Source organism: Stenotrophomonas sp. C3(2023) (assembly GCF_032911385.1).
Classification (GTDB): domain Bacteria; phylum Pseudomonadota; class Gammaproteobacteria; order Xanthomonadales; family Xanthomonadaceae; genus Stenotrophomonas.
In genome coordinates this window covers 3,641,228-3,662,036 of sequence record NZ_JAWJLO010000001.1, presented here as the reverse complement: position 1 = coordinate 3,662,036, position 20,809 = coordinate 3,641,228, and the positions used below count along the sequence as shown (strand labels likewise).

Sequence of the window (20,809 nt, the reverse complement as noted above, 5' to 3'; positions counted from 1 at the left end):
ATGTCGATTAGAGTCCAAGTTGCACGCTACGTCACAAGAACTATGAGAGGCAGGCGCTCCGCCCGTCCCTGCACAAGACCGCACTCACGTGCGGACTTCTGGAAAGGACAGCAGTGCGACACTCCAACCGCCTCCCTGGTGAAATTAGCGCTGTGGAACCACCCGATCCCATCCCGAACTCGGAAGTGAAACGCAGCTGCGCCGATGGTAGTGTGGCTCAAGCCATGCGAACTCGGAAGTGAAACGCAGCTGCGCCGATGGTAGTGTGGCTCAAGCCATGCGAGAGTAGGTCATCGCCAGGGTTTACACCCAAAAACCCCGCTGCTCACGCAGCGGGGTTTTTCCTTTTTTTGCAGGCACCCGGTTTTGACCTTCGGTTGCCACAACAACTTCAGGAAGTGCTTCAAGTTCTTCTCACAGGTTGTTGACAAAGCTTAAAAGCCTGCCATAATAGGCGGCTCGCAACGACGAAAGCCTCTTGGGGCCGACCTCGAAGCAGCATCGGCAACAACGTCCACCTCGGTGTGACGGCCTTGAAAAAAGGTGTTGACGAAGCGGATTTGCCGGCTATAATGGGCGGCTCGCTACGACCACCCGATCCCATCCCGAACTCGGAAGTGAAACGCAGCTGCGCCGATGGTAGTGTGGCTCAAGCCATGCGAGAGTAGGTCATCGTCAGGGTTTACACCCAAAACCCCGCTGCCAGCGCAGCGGGGTTTTTTTTGCTTCCCGCGCGGAAGGGGCGACCCCGCGACAGGCCGCAATGGCCCAGCGCGGCCTGCTGTCGTCGGTCGCGAATGACGTCGACATACGGTGGCCAGGAAAGCAGCGGGAGCCCGACGACGCAACCGCACCGGGAGACAATTACGCCAGTCGCATCGTGCCAGCGCGTAGATGCCTTGGGCTGCATGACTCTGGACGCTCTGCAGTGACATGGCGGCGTGCCGCTTTGAGCCCATCTATCGCTAGCGGGGGAAGGTTAAGCCATGACCTATATCTGGCTGAATGCCAGCGCCGAAGACTGGCCGCTCACCGGTATGTGAGCTCGATCAAATGAAGCTTTTTGATCTCTTTTTCTGCAGTGAAATCAGTGTCTTCTCCCTGATGTCGCGTGTGCCGGCCTCCTGCTGTCCCCGCGCTGTGCGCTGAGCCTACTCATATCCGGCCCCCACCACGTGGTCGCGCTGCGAGAGCAGCGACGGCTTTGTGTGCACCTCCCGCAGTATTTGCTGCGGGTTTCAACAAGCACGTTCTGGAGTACACCCATGAGCCCAGTAAAGCGCAGCGTACGCCGCATTGTGTTGCATCCATTGTCTCTGGCCCTGGCCACCGCTGTGACGCTGCCAGCGAACACAATGGCGGCAGGCCCTGTCCTCGCTGACGGTACGTCGGAAACCATCCGGACCGACACCTACACCAGCGACGCCGACAACCGCCCCGTACTGCAGGCGCGCAACGGTGGGTCGATCACCGGCATCGGAACCATCACCGTGGAAAGCACGCATGCCGGCGCGCATGCAGCCGTCGCCGACGGCGGCAGCTCACGGGTAAGCCTGACCAACGCCGATATCACAACCGCCAACGACAACACGGTGGGCGTTGTGGCGATCGACGGCGGCGGCATCACGTTGATCGGCGGTACCATCGCAACAACCGGCGCTGGAGCATCGGCCGGTTCGGTCAAAGGCGACCGATCGGAGCTTCTCACGGTTGGCGGCCAGATACGCACCTCGGGCGCCGATGCACATGGTCTGCAGGCCGCAGACCTGGGACGCATCACCATGCAGGGCGGCACGCTCGCCACCGCAGGCAGCGGCGCGGCAGGCTTCGCTGTCGCGGGCGCCGATGCCATCGTCAACATCAGCGAGGGGGCCGAGGTCGAGACCACCGGGGCCCGGGCACATGCGATTGTCCTCATGAGCGGATCGAGCGGTTCGCAGCTCACGCTGGATGGTCGCAAGGGCCGGGTCAGGCTGCTGACCAACGCCGACGACGCCGACGGTCTCCGCGTCGATGGGCAGGACCACACGGCGACATTGAGGGCGGTGGACATCTCCACGCTGGGAAACGGGTCCAATGGACTCGATGTCGCCGCCACTGCGGGTGCGGGCAACCGCATCAGCGCCGATGACCTGACGGTCAGCACGGTTGGCGACGGTGCCGTTGGCATCTACAACCGCAGCGGTTCGGTTGCCCTGGCCGACGCGACCATCGATACCCGTGGCAAGGATGCGCACGGACTCTACGCGGGGCCGGCCAGCGCGGGTACACCCGCGCCGGGTATCGCGGCGCTGCAGTCACGCGTCACCACGCTCGGTGCAGGGGCCGTAGCAGCGTACGCCGAGGGCAATGCGAAGGTGGACCTGACCGACACGCTGCTGGCCACCAACGGTAACGACGCCAACGCGGTACGCAGCGCAGGTGAGCAGGCGTTGGTGACCGCTGGCAGGCTCACCGCGGATACTGTCGGCGACGGCGCCGACGTGCTGGCAGCCATCAACGGTGGTGGTATCGCAGTGACCGATGTCACGCTGCATGCCAGTGGCAAGGACGCGGCCGCCCTGCGCGTGGCGACCGATGCGACGGCGCCGGCGGCGGTTTCACGCGTTGACCTGCGCACGGCGACGCTCACCGCAACCGCCGGCGCCGGTATCGCCGTGCGCGGTGGCGCCGGCCAGGTAACCCTGACCGACAGCATGGTACAGGGCAGCCTGGGGTCTCTGGACATCGCCGATGGGGCGGATGGACAGCGCACCGATGGCTTCACCCTCATCACGGCCGGCAGCACCCTTGCAGGTGACATCAACGATGTCAGCGGCGGCAGCAACCGTGTCAGCCTCACTGCGGGCAGCACGCTCAACGGTGCCACCAACGGGCTGTCGACGCTGGTGGTCGACAGCAGCCTCTGGAACCTGAGCGGTAATTCGCGGGTCGGCAAGCTGGATCTGATCAACGGCACGATCGCGTTCAACCCAACCGGTGCTGCAGCGCTGGGGCTCGTGGTGGATGGCGATTTCCATGCTGAGAACGGGCTGCTGCAGATCAACACGGTGCTGGGTGACGACAGTTCCGCCACCGATCATCTGCATGTGAAGGGCAGCACGTCGGGCGATGCCCGCATCTCGGTCAACAACCTGGGTGGCACCGGCGAGCAGACGTCCGACGGCATTGAACTGGTGCGCGTGGATGGTCACTCCGATGCGGTCTTCAGCCTGCAGGGACGAACGGTGGCAGGCGCCTACGAGTACTTCCTGCATAAGGGCGGCATCAGTGAGCCGGAGAACGGCAACTGGTATCTGCGTTCGGAACTCCCGGTCACGCCGCCTCCGGTCTGTGAGGAGGACGGAACGTGTCCGGATCCCGATCCGGATCCCAATCCGGGTCCAGGTCCAGGTCCAGGTCCAGGCCCAGGTCCAGGCCCAGGTCCAGGTCCAGGTCCAGGCCCAGGCCCGGGACCGCAGATCCATCGTCCGGAGGTGGGTATCTACCTCGCCGGGCAGGCCGCGGCGACGGAGGGGTTGCGTCATTCGCTGCACGACCGCGTTGGCGAAACCGCGCTTGGCCGGCCAGCCGACGCAACTGACCTGCCGGGCAGCGCATGGGTGCGCATCTCGCAGGCTCACCTGCGTGACACCATCGTCGCGGGCCAGCTCGATGTGCAATCGCGCAACGACGCCGTGTGGCTGGGCACGCATCTGTACAGCAACCGCGCGCATGGCCTGCTGCAGGGTGGCGTGATGGCACAGCTGCAGGATGCCCGTCTGCAGTCACGCTCGGTGATGAGTGGTTACGGTGCGCGGGGAAGGACGCAGGTGAGCACGGCCGGACTGTACGCGAGCTGGTTTGCCGATCCTGAAAGCGGCGGCGGGGCGTATGTCGATGCATGGGCAGCCGGCGGCAAGGCGCGGCATCGCATCGAAGGCGAGGCGTTGCCGCAGGAACGTTACACCGCCAATGTGTGGGCGGCCTCACTGGAAGGCGGCTACGCGTTCAAGCTGGGCCATGCGGTAACCCGCAGCACGTGGCTGGAGCCGCAGCTGCAGGCCAGCTATGTCGGCTACAGCAGTGATGGCGTTGTGGAGCACAACGGTACCGCCATCGCCCCGGCGAAGGCCGGCGGTCTGCAGGTTCGCAGCGGCATCCGCCTGTACGGTCGCGCGAACGCGGCGGGCAATCTGGTGCAGCCCTTCCTCACCCTCAACCACTATTACAGCCGACGCGCGAACAGCGTTGGGTTCGATGGCCAGACACTGCACGGCGTCCAGCCGCGCAGTCTGTTTGAGATCAAGGCCGGGCTGCAGGCGCAGCTCGGACGCGCGCTCAGCGGTTGGGGACAGCTTGGTCTTCGTGAAGCGGGCGATTACCACGATGCAGAGGCCGCGCTGGGGCTGAAGTACAGCTGGTAGCGATCTGGCGTATTGATCACATCGGCAGAAGGAAAAGACGGCGCCTTAGGGCGCCGTCTCGCTGCTGCTGCGGACGACAGCGCCACGTGACTTGATCGACGTGCTGGCGTCGTAAACGCAATCGCAGAAGGCCAATTACGGTAGGCAATGCATATTGATGTAAGGCGAAATGAGTGCAGATCTTTCGCAAAGTCCTGCATTCCGTTGAGTAGTTCACCGATATGCATAGCTTGAGGCGCGTCCTATGTCCGGTGCATGACTGCACGAGCATTACTACGCCGCAACCTCGCTGCCCGCAGGCAGCCGAGACTGCGATTCCTACAACAACACTCAAGATCATCCCCATGAAGCATATCGCTACTGCAGTCGCCGTCATTCTGTCGTCGTCGGGTATCTGCGCTGCGCAGGCCGCGGACGGCACCATTTCCTTCGTCGGCGTGGTCACCGCCAGCACCTGCAAGGTCGAAGCCGGTACGGCTCCGGGTTCGAACAATCCTGACTTCCGCCTGGACCTGGGGACCGTCAGCACGTCGGCGATGAACAACGACAGCACCAACCGTCGTTCGGCCACCCAGGCATTCAACGTCTACGTGGGCGGCCCGGGCGGCAACTGCCCGGCGACCACCGCGCGTACCGCCAGCGTTCGCCTGGATGCCAAGCCGGGTACGGTCGGTGCAGGCTTCCTGCCGAACACGGCGGGTACCGGCGGTGCCGACAACGTGGGCGTGGTCATCCTCAACCCGGCCGGTGATGAGGAGAACATGGCCATCGGCTGGACCACCCCGGCCCAGGCGGTGGATGACACCACGGCCGCAACCTTCAACTTCTGGGGTGCGCTGAAGGGCTACGGCGCGGTCAACTCGTCGACCGCCGGTTCGCTGGCCGCCGACATGACCTACACCGTGATGTACCAGTAACAGGCACTACAGGAGTCCGTCGGCCGGCAGCCTCGCTGTCGGTCGATCTTCACCGCGATGAAAACATTACGCCTCACAACACTGCTCGCCCTGCTGATGCTGGCCGCTTCTGCGCACGCCTCCATGGTTCTCGGGGGAACCCGGGTGATCTACCGTGAAGGCCGGCCTGAAGTGACCCTGCCCGCCACCAATGAAGGAACCAGTCCTGAGCTGATCCAGGTGTGGATCGACGACGGCGACGCCAACAAGGCGCCGGAGACGATCCGCGTGCCGTTCACGGTGACCCCGGCAGTTGCACGGGTCGAGCCCTCCGGCGCGCAGTCGTTGCGGATACGCGCTCAGCAGAATGCGCTTCCCAAAGATCGCGAGTCGGTGTACTGGCTCAATGTGCTCTCGATCCCGCGGGTGGACCCCGAGGCCGCAGCGGCCAGCGAGGGCGCGCATATCCAGTTTGCGATGCGGACCCGCATCAAGCTGTTCTATCGCCCGAAGAAGCTGGCGGGCGATGTCACCGAGGCAGCCGGGCTGGTGCAGTGGGCGCTGGAAAAACGCGATGGAAAGGTTGTCCTGCGTGCCACCAACCCGACCCCGTACTACGTCAACTTCGCTTCGGTCGCTCTGGTGGCGGGCGCCAGGGAATATGGCGGGGACAAAGCCTCCAACGGCGGCGGCGGCATGGTGCCCCCGCTGGATACCCTGGTCTTTCCGCTCGGTGACCTCACGCAGATACCGGTGGGGCCGGTATCGATAAAGGCCGAATGGATCAACGACTACGGCGGCAGTGTTGCACTGACGGCCGAGCTTCCGCACTGACCCTGTCCGGGTGCTGCGTGCATCCGGATATTCCGCACCGATCTCTTTCTGCTGCCCGGCCTGCCATGGCCTCGGCAGGCGCCCCCGCGCCCGCCGCTTTGTGATGACGTCTGCCATGAACCCGCTTATCCATCGGCCTTCGTGCCTGCTGTACACCGGCATCGCCGCCGCCTTGGCCAGCCATGCCACGGGCGCCTGTGCGCAGGAACCCCCTGCCGCCGCGCCCGCACCAAGAACGCGCAGCGCACCGGCCGAGGTCAAGTTCGATGCGCGCTTTCTGAGCAACGGGCAAGGCGCGGACATCGACCTGACACGCTTCGAGCAGGGCAACGCCATCCTGCCGGGCCGCTATCTGATGGCTCTGTATGTCAATGCCGAACCACGAGGCTCCATCGAGCTGGAGTACCGCGAGGTCGAGGGCCGCGACCAGCCGCTGCCCTGCATCGACCGCAGCATCCTGCAGCGTATCGGTCTCAACCTCGGCACGCTGCAGGCCCGCGAGGACGATGCGGCGCACCCGCTGCCGGAAGAAGGGGAGTTCCGCTGCATCGACCTGGCCGAGCTGGTGCCTGACGCGCAGTGGCAGACGTCGGTGGAGGAACAGGCGGTACATATCAGCCTGCCACAGGCGTTTCTGGACCGTCGTGACACCCGCTACGTGCCCCCTGATCAGTGGGACAGGGGAATCAATGCCGGTCTGCTTGGCTATCAGTTCAGCACGTATCAGCAGGACTACCGCGGGCAGCGCAGGCGCAGCAGTTTCCTGGGCATCAATGCCGGCATCAACCTGGAGGGATGGCAGTTCCGCCATCAGGGCAGCGCGGGCTGGAACGAACTGGAGGGCTTCCGCTACAACCGCCTGCAGACCTCGCTGGAACGCGACCTGCCCAACCTGACCTCACGCCTGGTGCTGGGCGAGAAGTACACCGAGGGCAACATCTTCAGCAGCGTCAAACTGCGCGGTGTCTCGATCGAAAGCGTGGACGCCATGCTGCCTGATTACATGACCCGCTATGCGCCGACCCTGCGTGGCATTGCACGGACCAACGCACGGGTGGAGGTGTTCCAGCGCGGCGTGCGTATCTACGAGACCTCGGTCGCCCCCGGTCCCTTCGTCATCGACGACCTCAACAACCCGATCAACGGCAGCGCGCTGGAGCTGGTGGTCACCGAGGCAGATGGCAGTGTCAGCCGCCAGCTCATTCCGTACGCGCTAACGCCGATGAACCTGCGTGCCGGCCAGGTGCGTTACTCGCTCTCTGCTGGCGAAGCGGTCGACACCGGCGACAACGGCAGCAAGGCGCTGCTGCAGGGCACGCTGCAGCGCGGGCTTGACGACCGTTTCACCGCCTACGGGGGTGGCAGCCTGCTGCAGGGATACCAGGCCTTCGTGCTGGGCACGGCGGTGAACACCGGCATCGGCGCCTTCGCGTTGGACATCAGCGGGTCCATGCTTCACCAGGGCCGCCCGAACCGGCAGGGTGGGGCACGTCGGCTGAGCTACAGCAACGCATTCAACGACGGTGCGACCGCAGTTACGCTGAGCAGTACGATCCGGTCGCCGGGTTACGTGGACCTGCCCGACGTCGTGCAATGGCGCGGCAAGCGTCGCGATGACGAGTTCGTGGTCGATCCGCGGCGCGAGCACAAGGCCCTGGAGGCCACGATCTCGCGCTCGCTGGGCGCGGGGCAGGGGGCGTTGTATCTGAGTGCCGCGCGCCGGGAGCGTTTCGACAAGCGCACCGACAACGATTTTTCCGCACAGTACGTACGCACCATCGGGCGCGCGAGCGTCACCCTGCAGGTCCAGCGCTCGCTGCGCAGTGACCTCTGGGCACCGCAGGATCAAAGCATGCGTGACACCCAGGTGTCGCTGACGATCAGCGTACCGCTGGGGCCGCGTTCGTCGACCCGTGCGGTCAACCTGTCCGCGCGCGGCCTACGCACGTCCACCGGCTCGGCACAGGACGTGCGCCTGAGCGGGTTTGGCGGGCCCGACAACCAGTTCACCTACGGCGCCGGGTTGGCGCGCGGCGAAGACGGTCGGATCAGCACCTCCGGTGATCTTGGCTACGAGAGTGCGCAGGTCAATCTGCGCGGCGGCTTCACCCGCTCGGCTGGCAACAGCATCAGTGCCTCCGCGTCTGGCGGCATGGTCATACACCGTGGCGGACTCACGCTGACCTCGCGCGAACCACAGACGCTGACGCTCGCCCACGCCGAGGGTGCTGAGGGTGCGCGCGTCGACAATGTCTCGCAGGCGCGCATCGGTCGCAATGGCTATGGCGTGGTCAACGCGCTGCGGCCCTACCGCCTCAACCAGGTCAGTCTTGATGCGATCGGCACACGTGACGACATCGACCTTCTGAACACACGTGCCACCACGGCACCGACACGCGGTGCCGTGGTGATGCTCGAGTTCAAGACCGCACAGGGCGAGCTGCGCACCGTGGATGCACAGCGCGAGGATGGACGACCGCTGCCGTTCGGTGCTGAGGTCACGCGCGCCAACGGTGAGGTTGTCGGCGTGGTCACCCAGGGTAGTCGCATCGTGTTGAGAGGCGAGGTCGATCAAAGTCCGTTGAAGGTTAGTTGGGGTCCTGACGAAACTCAGATGTGTCTTATCACCTTCGCCGCAGGCAACGCCGAGAATCTCGGCCCTGCCGCACGCTGCGTCGCTGCGGAGCGCAACACGCAACCGCCTGACACCAACACCGCGCAGCAGCCACATGCCGCACCGGGGCTGAAGGTGTCGAGCATCCACTGATGCACGCCCTGCCGCACCGCCGCACTCATTCCAACCACGGTCACCGTACGCCATGATGCAAGAAGCAAGCCACGTGTCGGTCAAACAGCGCGCCAAGGAAAAGCTGGAGCGCGACGCCGGCGCCGCGTTCATGGCAGCACTGCACGACAGCAGCACGCTGGAGATCCTGCTTAACGAGGACGGCAAGCTGTGGCAGGAAAAGATCGGCGAGCCGATGCGCATCATCGGTGAGCTGCGCCCCGCCCAGGCCGAAGCGCTGATCAAGACCGTGGCCGGTTACCACGGGCACGAGATCACGCGCACGCACCCGATTCTGGAGGCCGAGTTCCCGCTGGATGGCTCGCGCTTCGCCGCACAGATGCCGCCGATTGTCTCGCAGCCGACCTTCGCGCTGCGCAAGAAGGCCGTGTCGCTGATTCCGCTCGACAGCTACGTGGAGACCGGCGTGATGAGCGCCGCACACCGTGACGTCATCGCGGCGGCCGTGGATGACCACCGCAACATCCTCGTGGTGGGCGGTACCGGCTCGGGCAAGACCACATTGATCAACGCGATCATCCATCAGATGGTGCAGAACGCACCGGAGGAACGCGTGGTGATCATCGAGGACACCGGTGAGATCCAGTGCAGGGCCAGTAATTTCGTCCAGTTCCACACCACCATCGACATCGACATGACGCGGCTGCTGAAGACCACGCTGCGCATGCGCCCGGACCGCATCCTGGTGGGTGAGGTGCGCGGCCCGGAGGCGATGGATCTGCTGATGGCCTGGAACACCGGCCACGAAGGCGGCGCGGCCACCGTGCACGCCAACAGCGCCCGCGCTGCGATGGGGCGGCTGAAGATGCTGGTCAGCATGAACCGCAACGCGCCCAAGAACATCGATCACCTGCTGGCCGAGGCCATCCACTTTGTCGTGCATATCGGACGCAGCAACGGCCAGCGCCGCGTCAGCGAGGTGCTGGAAGTCACCGGCCTGGATGGCACCGAGTTCACCTTCAAAGCGCATTGAGCGCTTCCTCTCCCTCCCCCTCACTGTTGATCGAAGAAAACCATGAAAACTCTGAAGACCCTGTCCAGCCAGTTGCTGAACCTTGATGTGCGCCTGCTGATGATGCTGGTGATGGTGGCCCTGATGGTGATGCCGGAGCTGGCGATGGCATCAGCGCCGGGTGCGGACGATCTTCCGTTCGTCGGCAGCATGAAACGGGTCAGTGACTCCTTGTCAGGTCCCTTCGCGACGGCGCTATCCATCGTCGCCATCGTCGGCGCGGGTGCCATGCTGATCTTCGGCGGTGACATGAATGGATTCATGCGGACTCTGATCTTCCTCGTCATGGTTATCGCAATGATCATCACTGCTGGAAGCCTGGTGACGTTCCTGGGTGGGAGTTCAGCAGTTGTCGCGGGCCACGTACCCAGCTTCGCGTCAGACGTCCAGCGATTTCTGGTTTGATCATCCATGGCACTTCGGCGCGTCCCCATCCGGCGTTCCAGCAACCGGGTCATCCTGTTCATGGGTGGCGACCGCGAGCTGGTCATGCTCAGCGGTCTGCTGGCGGGCGCGCTGATCTTCAGTGCGATGAACTGGTTCGCCACGCTGTTCGGCGCCGCCCTCTGGTTCATTGCGCTGCGGCTGCTGCGCAGCATGGCCAAGAGTGACCCGCGCATGCGCCAGGCCTACATGCGCAACCGACGCTACGCCGTCTACTACCCGCCGCGGTCCACACCGTTCCGCATCAACCCGGAAAGCCAGGGCAAGCAGTACCAATGATCGCCTTCATCTACAGTGCCATCGCGGCGGTACTCGCCGCACTGGTCATTGCGCTGTTCGTGCGTCTGCGCGCAGCCAACCAGACACTGCGGCTGGCCGCGCACCGCGGCCGCGGAGCAGGGCTCAACGACCTGCTCAAGTACGCAGCCGTGGTCGACAACGGCGTGGTGGTGTGCAAGGACGGGTCGCTGCTGGCAGCCTGGTCCTATGCGGCCGACGACAATGCCAGCAGCACCGAGGCACAGCGTGAGTTCGTCGCCTCGGCGATCAACCAGGCGCTGGTGCGGCTGGGCAGCGGCTGGATGATCCACGTCGACGCCGTGCGCCGTCCGGCGCCACGCTACCCGGCTGCGGACGAGTCACACTTCCCTGACCCCGTGTCGGCGGCCATCGAGGACGAACGGCGTGCGCTGTTCGAGTCGCTGGGCAACATGTACGAAGGGCAGTTCGTGCTGACCGCGACCTACATGCCGCCGGCGAAGGTGCAGCAGCGCCTGGCCGAGATGATGTTCGACGACGAAGGCAAGGTCACCGACTCGGACACCGCGCGCCTGCTCGGCACGTTCGGCCGCGAGTGCCGTGCGCTGGAGAGTCGTCTGTCCACTGCGGTGAAGCTCAAGCGCCTGGCCACCACGACCGTCCAGGACGAGGATGGACGCCTGGTTCACTATGACGACCTGCTGAGCTGGCTGCAGTTCTGCATCAGTGGCGACCAGCACCCGGTGCGGCTGCCCAGCCAGCCGATCTACCTCGACGCGGTACTCGGCGGCCGTGAGCTGTGGGGCGGCACCCTGCCGCGCATCGGTCGGCGTTACCTGCAGGTCGTTGCCATCGAAGGGCTGCCGGTGGAGTCGCAGCCGGGCATCCTCACCGCCCTGTCCGAGCTGCAGGCCGACTACCGCTGGTCGAGCCGCTTCATCTTCATGGACACCCATGAGGCCATCGCCAACATGGAGAAGTTCCGCAAGCGCTGGAAGCAGAAGGTGCGCGGCTTCATGGACCAGGTGTTCAACATCGGCTCCGGCCAGGTCGACCAGGATGCGCTGAGCATGGTCGAGGACGCCGACGCGGCCATTGCCGAGCTCAACAGTGGCTTTGTCGCGCACGGTTACTACACCAGCGTGGTCGTGCTGATGGACGAGAACCGCGAGGTGGTCGAGAGCGCGGCACGCTACATCGAGAAGACGGTCAACAGCCTCGGCTTCGTGGCCCGTATCGAGACCATCAACACGATGGACGCGTGGCTGGGCAGCCTGCCCGGCCATGGCGTCGAGAACGTGCGCCGGCCATTGATCAACACCTTGAACCTGGCCGACATGATTCCCACCAGCAGCATCTGGACAGGCACCGCGACCGCGCCATGCCCGATGTACCCGCCCGGCTCGCCACCGCTGATGTCCTGTGTCACCCAAGGGGCGACACCCTTCCGTCTCAACCTGCACGTACGTGATCTTGGCCACAGCTTCATCTTCGGCCCCACGGGTGCAGGCAAGTCGACCCACCTGGCGCTGATCGCCGCGCAGCTGCGCCGCTACCGCGACATGACCATCTACTGCTTCGACAAGGGCAACTCGATGTTTCCGCTGGTCAAGGCCTGCGGCGGGTTGCACTTCGAGGTCGGCAGCGACGACAGCCGGCTGGCGTTCTGTCCGCTGCAGTTCCTCGACAGCCGTGCCGACCGTGCCTGGGCGATGTCGTGGGTAGACACGCTGCTGGCGCTCAACGGCCTGCATACCACCGCAGCCCAGCGCAACGAGATCGGCATGGCGATCATGAGCATGCACCGCAGCGGCGCCTGCACGCTTTCCGAGTTCGTGCTGACCCTGCAGGACACCGCCATGCGCGAGGCCCTGCATGTCTTCACCGCCGACGGTGCGATGGGCCACCTGCTCGACGCAGCCGAAGACGGACTGGCGATGAGCGACTTCACGGTTTTCGAGATCGAGGAACTGCTTTCGCTGGGCGACAAGTTCGCTCTGCCGGTGCTGCTGTATCTGTTCCGACGCATCGAGGTATCACTGCGGGGCCAGCCGGCCGCCATCATTCTCGACGAAGCCTGGATCATGCTCGGCCACGATGTGTTCCGCGAGAAGATCCGCGAATGGCTGAAGGTGCTGCGCAAGTCCAACTGCCTGGTGCTGATGGCCACCCAGAGTCTGAGCGATGCGGCGAACTCCGGCATTCTCGATGTGATCGTCGAGTCCACCGCGACCAAGATCTTTCTGCCCAACGTGCATGCGCAGGACGAGGACGCGGCAGCCCTGTACCGCCGCATGGGCCTCAATGCCCGGCAGATCGAGATCATCGCCCGAGCCACACCCAAGCGGCACTACTACTACGTATCCGAACAGGGCCGACGACTGTACGACCTGGCGCTGGGGCCGCTGGCGCTGGCGTTTGTCGGCAATACCGACCGCGATTCGGTGGCACGCATCAAGGTGCTCATGTCGCGTGAAGGCGAGAACTGGCCCGCCATCTGGGCCCGTCAGAAGGGTGCGGTCCTGACCCACAGTGGAGTGGAACAATGAAAGCAGTTTTCAACCGCCAGCGCGCCGGCGCGGCCGGCAGCAGCGGCCAGGCCGAGAACCCCTTCCAAGATGCCCGGCGTATCTGGAACATCCACACCGGCACGGCGCTGGCCCAGCACCGCATGTGGCAGCTGGTTGCGCTGCTTGCGCTGCTCGTCGCGCTGGCCGCGGTGGGCGGTGTCATCCACATCGGCTCGCAGTCGCGCTACGTACCCTATGTGGTGGAGGTCGACAGCCTCGGCAAGGTGCGGGCCGTGGCCGAAGCGCCGCGCGCAGGCAAGGCGGACACCCGAGTGGTCACCGCGCAGGTCAGCCGCTTCATCGAGGACATCCGTACGGTGACGCCGGACATCGCCATGCAGCGGCGCAACATCCTGCAGGTGTATTCGATGCTGCAGACCAGCTCGGCGGCGGCGACCAAGGCGAACGCGTTCTACAACGGCGCCACGACCAATCCGTTCACACGCGCCGCGAACCAGACGGTGACCGTGCAGATCAATTCGGTGCTGCAGCAGACCGAGAGTACCTGGCAGGTTGACTGGCTCGAATCGACCTGGAACCGCAACGGCACGGTGGTCTCCGGCGATGTGCGCATGCGCGCGCTGCTCACCGTCGAGCAGATCCCGCCCAGCCCGGAAACCACCGAGCAGCAGATGCGTGACAACCCGCTGGGCATCTACGTGTCCGACTTCAACTGGTCCAAGCCCCTGTGATTGCCATGAAATCCTATCTTGCAACCTCCCTGATGGTGCTGCTGCCGCTGGCAGTGCAGGCCGCCGACAGCGAACAAAGCCGGCTGCAGAAAGTGGTGTCCGCCGATGAGCAGGCGCTCAGCAGCGACCAGGCTGCATCCGTGCAGCTGGCCAAGCGCTGGCAGAGCAACAGCAGCGTGGCCGCGCAGGCCCGCGCCGGACGTGACGGCGACGTCCAGTTTGTTTTCGGTGCCGGTCAGCCGACCATCGTCTGTGCGGTGATGCAGGTGTGCGATGTGCAGCTGCAGCCCAATGAACGGGTGTCGTCGTTGCATCTGGGCGACAGCGTGCGCTGGATGGTCGAGCCGGCGGTCTCCGGTAATGCGATGGGGCAGATCAGTCAGCATCTGGTCATCAAGCCATTGGATGCCGGTCTGGATACCACCCTGCTGGTGACCACCGACCGGCGCAGCTACCACCTGCGACTGCGCTCCACCGCCAAGGAGTATCTGCCGCGCGTCTCCTTCGTCTACCCGGAAGAGGCGCAGGCGCGTTGGGCTGCCCTGCAGCGCGCCGAACAGGTGGCGCAGGAACAGCGCACGCTGCCGGGCGGCAAGGACACGCTGGATGCACTGGACTTCCGCTACAGCATCACTGGCCGCGCGCGCTGGAAGCCGGTGCGCGTCTACAACGATGGCACCCGGACCGTGATCGAGATGCCGGCTGCGATGCAGCAGACCGAAGCGCCGGCCATGTTCCTGCTGCGCGAGAAGGGCAGCGTGCTCGGCAGGGAGGAGCAGGTGATGGTCAACTACCGCGTTGACGGCAACCGTTACATTGTCGACAGCGTGTTCGACAAGGCGATGATGGTTGCTGGCGTCGGCCGCAACCAGGTCAGCGTGACCGTGGCGAGGGACAAATGAGGCGCGCGCTTGGTATGGCCTGCGCAGGCTTGGCGCTCACCGGCTGTGCGAGCCACGGCGTGTTGCCCGAGCGCACCCAGGTGATGGACACACAGCATCTGCCGGACGCCTTCGTCAGCTATGTTGCCGACGAGGCCGCCCAGGTCATCGAGCAGACCGTGCTGCCGGCCAAGCAGCCACTGGTGCTGGCGCGGCCGCTGCGGTCGGCGCTGGGTCAGACCCTGGTGGCGACCCTGCGGCGGCGCGGGTTCTCGATCGAGGAAAGCCTGTCGGTTGCCGATGCACGCGCGCGTGTCGCTGCCCAGAGCGCACCGGGTGAGTACTCGCGTGGTCTGTTCGGGATCGAGCCCAAGACGCTGGATGTGCATGAGGGGGCCGTGGCTTCGGACCTGTTCTACGTCCGCGTCGATGTGGGGACCACGGTACTTGCGCGGTCGTGGGTGCTGACCACCAAGGGCACCGCCCCGGCCGGCGCGTGGGCGCGCCAGGAGCGTGTGCAATGAAGGTCGAACCGCGCATGACGCCCGGCGGCGCACCACCGCCGCCTCCGCCGGTGGTTGAGTCACCCGCCGCGGGCGTGAAGCGTCTCAACAACAGACCGGTCTTCATCGTGGTCGGGATTCTGGCGGCCTTCGCGCTGGTGCTCGCCTATGTCATTACCCAGCGCGGCCAGGCGGCGCGCAGCCAGGCCGAAGCCGAGGTCCCGGAGGCGGTCGTCAGCACGCCCGCGCCGGATGTGCTCAAAGGCTTCGACACACAGTCCGGTCTGGTCGGTGCTGGCAATGTGCCAGCGGCGCCCGGCATCAAGGTGCTTACCGACGAGCAGGCCGAGCTTCCGCCAACCCCACCAGCCGATGCCTATGTTGCCGGGCTGCAGGAGCGTCGCCTGCAGGAGTTGGAGAAAGCGCTGTCCGCCTCGACGCTGGTCAACGAGCGGACGTCGGCGGGTGGCGGTTCGGGCGGTGGCCAGGGCGGCATGACCTATGAGGGCGGTCGGCCGAACCCGGGTGGCGCGCAGATGGTGCTGCCCGATGCACTGGCACGCCAGGAAGCAATACGCCAGCAGAGTGAGGCCTCCTCGGCGCGCTTCGACCAGGACCTGGCTGCACGGATGCAGCAGGCCCGCCCCGCCGCCGGCCACGACCATGAGGGCGAAGGCGGTGGCACCATCAACGCGGTAAGCGGTGTGGCGCCTCGCGATACCGGTCCGTCGGCCTGGCAGCTGAAGACCGGCACCGAGGCCAACCGCCCCTATCTGCTGCGTGCGGGCTACGTGATTCCCGGCATCATGGTCTCGGGCATCAACTCCGACCTGGAAGGGCAGATCGTGGGCCAGGTCGCGCAGCCGGTGTATGACAGTGCAACCGGCCGTCAGCTGCTGATCCCGCAGGGCACGCGCCTGGTCGGAACCTACCAGAGCAGCATCAGCATGGGCCAGCGCCGCCTGTTCGTGGCATGGCAGCGCATGCTGTTCCCGGACGGTCGTGCGCGCGACATCGGCCAGATGCCCGGCACCGATTCGGCCGGCTATGCCGGCTTCAAGGACCGCGTGGACAACCACTACGCACGCGTGTTCGGTACCGCCTTCCTGATGAGTGGCATCGTCGCCGGCATGAGCAGCGGCGAAAGCAGACGCGGCAGCTTCGAAGCGCCCACCCTGAGCGACGACATGCGCCGTGCGCTGGTCGACCAGATGGGGCGCGTGGCCACGCAGATGATCCAGCGCAACCTCACCATCGCCCCGACGCTGGAAGTCCGGCCCGGCTATCGGTTCAACATCATGGTCACCAAGGACATCGATCTGGACGCGGCCTACCTGCCAGCGCCGTAACCGCCTTCACCGTCTCCGTGCCCTGGCCCCGCGCGGTAGCTGGCTGTCTGTTGCCAGATGCAGGTTTTCAAGGGGCCATACCGCAACAAAGAGAGCAAGCATATGTTGAAGAAAGGGATGGGCAAACTGGGTCTGGCTGCACTGGCGGCTGCCATGCTGCCGATGACGGCCAACGCCTTCATCTTCCTGGATCCGTGGAACCTGAAGGTCAACAAGCAGATCCGCGACGAGGTTCACTATCACGGCTCGCAGTCCAACGGTTATCTGGGCCGTTCGCTGGAAGTGCAGAAGAACACCTACAACAACCAGTACACCAACAACGTCACCAACAATTACTACGACGGCAACATCGTGCTGCCGCCAGGTGGCGGCGACCCGATCGGCCCACCGATCCCGACCGAGCAGCTGGCCGCCTACCAGGCGATGTTCCGAAGCTATGACGATCTGGCAAAGAAGAACGGCGAACTGGGCAGTCAGGCGGGTCAGAGTCGAACCATCAACAACAATGTCACCGGCATCAATACTTCGGTGATGCAGGCGATCGACTCCCAGGCCGAGAGCATGGGCAGGGAATACACCTACAACAACAATCTGGCAAAGGGTGCCGCAGATGCCCAGAAGCAGGGTGGCAATGCAGCACAGCTGCAGTACGCCAATGCCATCGCGCTGGAAACCAACCGCCAGTTGATGCGCATGCGGTCGCTGATGCTCGCCACCGAGACCGCCAACAATGCGCGGGCCCAGGCCGCCGCTGAAACCCAGGCCCAGCAGCTGGTCAACTCCAGGCGCCTCACCGAAGGTGTCGCGCCGTTGACCGTCAGCACCAGTTCGGTCAGCTGGTAATCCTCACGGTGCCGGCGGCGGCGCTGCACGCCGTCGGCACCCGTCCACAGGTTCTCCATGAAATTGTCTTCTGCCCGCATCGCCATGGTGTTGCTGCTGCTGCTTGCTCTCGTGCCTGCGGCGCACGCCAATGGGTTGATGCTGAATGATCTGCTGACCGGCTTTTCCGCCAAACGGAACGGTTGGCTCACCGGTATGCGTGATTTCAGCGCGTGGCTGTTCTATTTCATGGCGGTAACCGGCGCGGTCTGGACCTTTGGCATGCTGTTGCTGCGAGGACCGGATTTCAGCGAGTTCTTTGTCACCTTCATGCGCTTCTGCATCATGGTGGCACTGTTCGGGTGGCTGCTCGACGTGGTGCCAGGCGATTTCACTCCTGCCACGGGCTCGGACGCAGGTTCGGGTCTGGCCATGGGGTTGGACAGCGCCATGCAGACCCTGAGCAGGAAGATGACCGGCGAGGCGCCTTCGCCGGACGGCATGCTGCGCTCGGGTTGGCAGATGCTGGATGCGGTCATCAAGGCCTCCGACGGCGATGCAGTCACTGACAAGCAGTACGGCATGCTGTCCAACATGGCCATTGTGGCGATGATCGCGCTGGCGCTCGCCGCAGTGAACATCGTTCTGCTCAGTGTAACGCTGTGGATTCTGGCCTACGCCGGCATATTCCTGCTCGGTTTCGCCGGCGCTCGCTGGAGTTCGGACATCGCCATCGGCTACTTCAAGACGGTGTTGGCCGTCGTGGTATCGCTGCTCGCGCTGCGGCTGGTTGCTGTGGTTGCGGCAGCCCAGATCGATCTGCTGTTCGCAAGCCAGGTCAATGGCAGGCTCACCTTGCAGGGCGTGGCGATGATGATGGTGCTTTCCGTCGCAGTCGCGGTGATCATGACGCGACTGCCAGGGCTGCTCAGCAGCGCGATCCTGGGCGCGAGTGTGGCGCGCGGCGGTGCGTACTCGGTCTCGGTGCAGGCCCTCGCGACGGCCGGCTCTGCGGTGTCCAGCAGCAGCCAGAGCATGCGTGAGGACGCGCGCCAGGCCTATGAGCGGTTGGCGCGCACGTCCGCTGGCACCACCGAAAGCAACAGCCGGCTGTACGACACCGCGGTGCCCTCGCCGGTGATGCCCACCTACGCCAACGTCGCTGCACCCTATGGCAACTACGCGTCGCTGCAGTTCCGCAGCGGCAATGGCTTCGAGCCCGGCACCGGTGGAGGCGCTGCACCGTCGCACTCCTCTCCGGCTGTCGTGGTGTCGCCCCAATCGAGCCCGGAGAGCTCGGACTGGACCCGCTCGACCTGGGCCAGCCGACAGCGCGACGCTGGGCAGGATGCGGTCTTCGACACCAGCGTGGAGCAGCGGCGACACCGGGCTGGCACGCCGGTAGCCAGCGTCGGCGGCGTCCAGGATGCCGCGCCGATGTGGCAGGAGCCGGCGCGACAGGAACGGCGGCAGGCAGCCAACACGGCAGCGGCGGCTGGAAGCGGCGCTGCGAGCGCAGCGCTCGGCACGGCAGCAACGCGCGTTGACGGAACGCCGCCGCCTTCGCCGCTACGCGACGGCATGCGGGACGGCACCTCGTCACTGCGCTCCACGCAGGCAGCGCGGGACGACCAGCGTCAGCCCATGGATACGACGACGATGCGCCGCCATGCAACAACGATGGACGATGCACTGCTGCATCAGCCGGGCGCCCGCCGAAGCGAGCGGTCCGACATCGGCCGCGATCTGTCATCGCCGTCGCAGGGCACTGCCGAAACGCGCCTGCGCCAGCCCGATGGCGCGTTGCAGGCGGTGCGGCCATCGGAAGAGCAGGGTCGGTCGAGAACAGACGAAACACGCTTCCGTCAGCAGTATGCACCGGGCGGCGGGCAGCCCAGCGCGCCCGAAACCGCGCGGGTGTCGGGGCAGATGCCGCATCGACAGGAAGAAGCATTGCGCGGCGAGCGCGGGGAGCGTGGCATGGCGGGCACGCAGCAGAACGGCAGCTCACTACGCGAGCGCGACGGCACCGCAGCGGTGCCCGTTGGCAAGCGCGATGACGTGGTGATCGGCAGGCACCCTGTGGGCGAACGTGGTGATGAAAGTGCACGCCTCGTTGGCAGCCGTACCGGCAGCGCGGCCACGCCATCGCCCAGCGGGCGAGAGAGCGGCGCGCCAGCTGATGCCGCGCCTTCGCTGCGCCCAGGCGTCGCGCCCGCACGCAGCAGCAAGCCGGCGCCTTCGGGTGTTGAACCCGGTGGTTCCGCCGCGCGTGGTGAGGATGTGCCCGCGCTGAGCCGGGGTCAGTCCGCAGGCAAGACTGGGGTGGCGGACGTCGCGCGTGCACGCCACGGTGACACGCCGGCGCCAGGTGAAAGGAGCGGCGACCGCGGCAGTACCCCCTCGCCAGGCGACTCGCGGACCGGCGCTGCGCGCGATGGCTCCACTGCGCCGCGCGCTGGTGGGGGTGCCGTGCCCCCCGCCGAGCACCAAGCGGAAGGCACTGCGCCGGTCGGGTCGACCGACCGGCAGACGGTGTCGCGCAGCGCCACGGGGGACACGTCCACCAAGGACCCGCACGGCACCGCATCGCCCGGACGTACGGCGGATGGCCGCCCTCTGGCAGGCGGGGAACGTACCGCGAACGAACGCGGTCGCGAGACCATCGTGGGCACCCGCGATGTTCCCGCGCAGCGTGGATCGGGCGCAGCGCTGCCCGATGCCCGACGCCGGCCAGGCCGGTTGCTGGGGGACGTGCTCAGCGAAGAGGAGGCGGCAGACCGGCGCGAACGGGAGACCCGGCGCAATGGCATGTCAAGTGCAGGCGGCAGGAACCAGGAGCCGGTCGACGACGAGGATGAGATTGCCCGCTTCCGCGACGGCGACGGCGGCAACGGCGGCGAAGAGGGCGCTCCATGATCGCCGACCTGCCGCCGCAGATGCAGGAGCGGGTGCTGTGCTCGGTCGCAGCCGCGGTGGAGTACGACATTCCCGCCAACCTGCTGCTGGCCGTTGCCGAACAGGAGGCGGGGCGGCCCGGGCAATGGGTGCGCAACAGCAATGGCACCCATGACGTGGGTGCGCTGCAGTTCAACACGGCTTACCTGCGCAGCCTGCAGCGGTTCGGCATCTCTCCCGGACACGTGGCCCAATCCGGGTGCTACCCCTACCGGCTGGCTGCGTGGCGCATCCGCCAGCACCTGCGCAACGACAGCGGCGATGTCTGGACCCGGGTGGCCAACTATCACTCGCGGACGCCGAAGTACAACCAGGTTTACCGGGAACGCATCAGGATCAAGGCCCGCAAGTGGGCGCACTGGCTGCGTGCTTTCTACG

Annotated in this window: 14 protein-coding genes, 2 rRNA genes and 1 pseudogene; all 17 read left to right on the top strand. The window is 65.6% G+C overall.

Annotated elements, in window-relative coordinates; all coding sequences use genetic code 11:
• Positions 1-134: 134 nt before the first annotated feature.
• Positions 135-228: ribosomal RNA gene (gene rrf / locus RZA67_RS16205) — 5S ribosomal RNA — on the top strand.
• Between the two features lie 340 nt (positions 229-568).
• Positions 569-681 (top strand): 5S ribosomal RNA (rrf, locus tag RZA67_RS16200).
• 584 nt (positions 682-1,265) lie between these two features.
• On the top strand, positions 1,266-4,406 hold the full coding sequence (locus RZA67_RS16195; protein WP_317213746.1) for an autotransporter outer membrane beta-barrel domain-containing protein: 3,141 nt from the start codon (positions 1,266-1,268) through the stop codon (positions 4,404-4,406).
• Between the two features lie 344 nt (positions 4,407-4,750).
• Complete coding sequence (locus tag RZA67_RS16190; RefSeq protein WP_317213745.1) at positions 4,751-5,323, top strand: fimbrial protein; 573 nt, start codon at positions 4,751-4,753, stop codon at positions 5,321-5,323.
• A 57-nt stretch (positions 5,324-5,380) separates the two neighbouring features.
• Complete coding sequence (locus RZA67_RS16185; RefSeq protein WP_317213744.1) at positions 5,381-6,136, top strand: fimbria/pilus periplasmic chaperone; 756 nt, start codon at positions 5,381-5,383, stop codon at positions 6,134-6,136.
• A 115-nt stretch (positions 6,137-6,251) separates the two neighbouring features.
• Positions 6,252-8,903, top strand: a complete 2,652-nt coding sequence (locus RZA67_RS16180; RefSeq protein WP_317213743.1) for a fimbria/pilus outer membrane usher protein — start codon at positions 6,252-6,254, stop codon at positions 8,901-8,903.
• A 52-nt stretch (positions 8,904-8,955) separates the two neighbouring features.
• Positions 8,956-9,915: a P-type conjugative transfer ATPase TrbB gene (trbB, locus tag RZA67_RS16175; RefSeq protein ID WP_317213742.1), complete on the top strand. Its 960-nt coding sequence runs from the start codon at positions 8,956-8,958 to the stop codon at positions 9,913-9,915.
• A gap of 42 nt (positions 9,916-9,957) precedes the next feature.
• Positions 9,958-10,359 (top strand): TrbC/VirB2 family protein, encoded by a 402-nt coding sequence (locus RZA67_RS16170; RefSeq protein WP_317213741.1) that lies wholly within the window; start codon positions 9,958-9,960, stop codon positions 10,357-10,359.
• A 6-nt stretch (positions 10,360-10,365) separates the two neighbouring features.
• On the top strand, positions 10,366-10,677 hold the full coding sequence (locus tag RZA67_RS16165) for a conjugal transfer protein TrbD (protein ID WP_317213740.1): 312 nt from the start codon (positions 10,366-10,368) through the stop codon (positions 10,675-10,677).
• Complete coding sequence (locus tag RZA67_RS16160) at positions 10,674-13,205, top strand: VirB4 family type IV secretion/conjugal transfer ATPase (protein ID WP_317213739.1); 2,532 nt, start codon at positions 10,674-10,676, stop codon at positions 13,203-13,205. The genes RZA67_RS16165 and RZA67_RS16160 overlap by 4 nt, the downstream gene beginning before the upstream one ends.
• The gene (gene trbF / locus RZA67_RS16155; RefSeq protein WP_317213738.1) at positions 13,202-13,918 is read left to right on the top strand and encodes a conjugal transfer protein TrbF; all 717 of its coding nucleotides are present in this window, start codon (positions 13,202-13,204) and stop codon (positions 13,916-13,918) included. Before RZA67_RS16160 ends, trbF begins: the two co-directional genes overlap by 4 nt.
• A gap of 5 nt (positions 13,919-13,923) precedes the next feature.
• The gene (trbG, locus tag RZA67_RS16150; RefSeq protein WP_317213737.1) at positions 13,924-14,820 is read left to right on the top strand and encodes a P-type conjugative transfer protein TrbG; all 897 of its coding nucleotides are present in this window, start codon (positions 13,924-13,926) and stop codon (positions 14,818-14,820) included.
• Positions 14,821-14,834: 14 nt separating this feature from the next.
• Positions 14,835-15,323, top strand: coding sequence for a hypothetical protein (locus tag RZA67_RS16145; RefSeq protein ID WP_317213736.1), 489 nt, complete (start codon positions 14,835-14,837; stop codon positions 15,321-15,323).
• Positions 15,320-16,651 (top strand): TrbI/VirB10 family protein, encoded by a 1,332-nt coding sequence (locus tag RZA67_RS16140; RefSeq protein ID WP_317213735.1) that lies wholly within the window; start codon positions 15,320-15,322, stop codon positions 16,649-16,651. Before RZA67_RS16145 ends, RZA67_RS16140 begins: the two co-directional genes overlap by 4 nt.
• 102 nt (positions 16,652-16,753) lie before the next feature.
• The gene (locus RZA67_RS16135) at positions 16,754-17,494 is read left to right on the top strand and encodes a hypothetical protein (RefSeq protein ID WP_317213734.1); all 741 of its coding nucleotides are present in this window, start codon (positions 16,754-16,756) and stop codon (positions 17,492-17,494) included.
• A gap of 57 nt (positions 17,495-17,551) precedes the next feature.
• Positions 17,552-20,392 (top strand): type IV secretion system protein, encoded by a 2,841-nt coding sequence (locus RZA67_RS16130; protein ID WP_317213733.1) that lies wholly within the window; start codon positions 17,552-17,554, stop codon positions 20,390-20,392.
• Positions 20,389-20,808, top strand: a pseudogene (locus RZA67_RS16125) (muramidase); the annotation flags it as partial. The gene RZA67_RS16130 and the pseudogene RZA67_RS16125, both read left to right, overlap by 4 nt.
• Position 20,809: the final 1 nt, after the last annotated feature.

Coding starts and splice junctions, on each gene's coding strand:
- RZA67_RS16130 (WP_317213733.1), top strand. CDS start 17,552: ATGAAATTGTCTTCTGCCCGCATCGCCATGGTGTTGCTGCTGCTGCTT.
- RZA67_RS16180 (WP_317213743.1), top strand. CDS start 6,252: ATGAACCCGCTTATCCATCGGCCTTCGTGCCTGCTGTACACCGGCATC.
- trbF (WP_317213738.1), top strand. CDS start 13,202: ATGAAAGCAGTTTTCAACCGCCAGCGCGCCGGCGCGGCCGGCAGCAGC.
- RZA67_RS16165 (WP_317213740.1), top strand. CDS start 10,366: ATGGCACTTCGGCGCGTCCCCATCCGGCGTTCCAGCAACCGGGTCATC.
- RZA67_RS16140 (WP_317213735.1), top strand. CDS start 15,320: ATGAAGGTCGAACCGCGCATGACGCCCGGCGGCGCACCACCGCCGCCT.
- RZA67_RS16185 (WP_317213744.1), top strand. CDS start 5,381: ATGAAAACATTACGCCTCACAACACTGCTCGCCCTGCTGATGCTGGCC.
- trbG (WP_317213737.1), top strand. CDS start 13,924: ATGAAATCCTATCTTGCAACCTCCCTGATGGTGCTGCTGCCGCTGGCA.
- RZA67_RS16170 (WP_317213741.1), top strand. CDS start 9,958: ATGAAAACTCTGAAGACCCTGTCCAGCCAGTTGCTGAACCTTGATGTG.
- RZA67_RS16135 (WP_317213734.1), top strand. CDS start 16,754: ATGTTGAAGAAAGGGATGGGCAAACTGGGTCTGGCTGCACTGGCGGCT.
- RZA67_RS16160 (WP_317213739.1), top strand. CDS start 10,674: ATGATCGCCTTCATCTACAGTGCCATCGCGGCGGTACTCGCCGCACTG.
- RZA67_RS16190 (WP_317213745.1), top strand. CDS start 4,751: ATGAAGCATATCGCTACTGCAGTCGCCGTCATTCTGTCGTCGTCGGGT.
- RZA67_RS16195 (WP_317213746.1), top strand. CDS start 1,266: ATGAGCCCAGTAAAGCGCAGCGTACGCCGCATTGTGTTGCATCCATTG.
- trbB (WP_317213742.1), top strand. CDS start 8,956: ATGATGCAAGAAGCAAGCCACGTGTCGGTCAAACAGCGCGCCAAGGAA.
- RZA67_RS16145 (WP_317213736.1), top strand. CDS start 14,835: ATGGCCTGCGCAGGCTTGGCGCTCACCGGCTGTGCGAGCCACGGCGTG.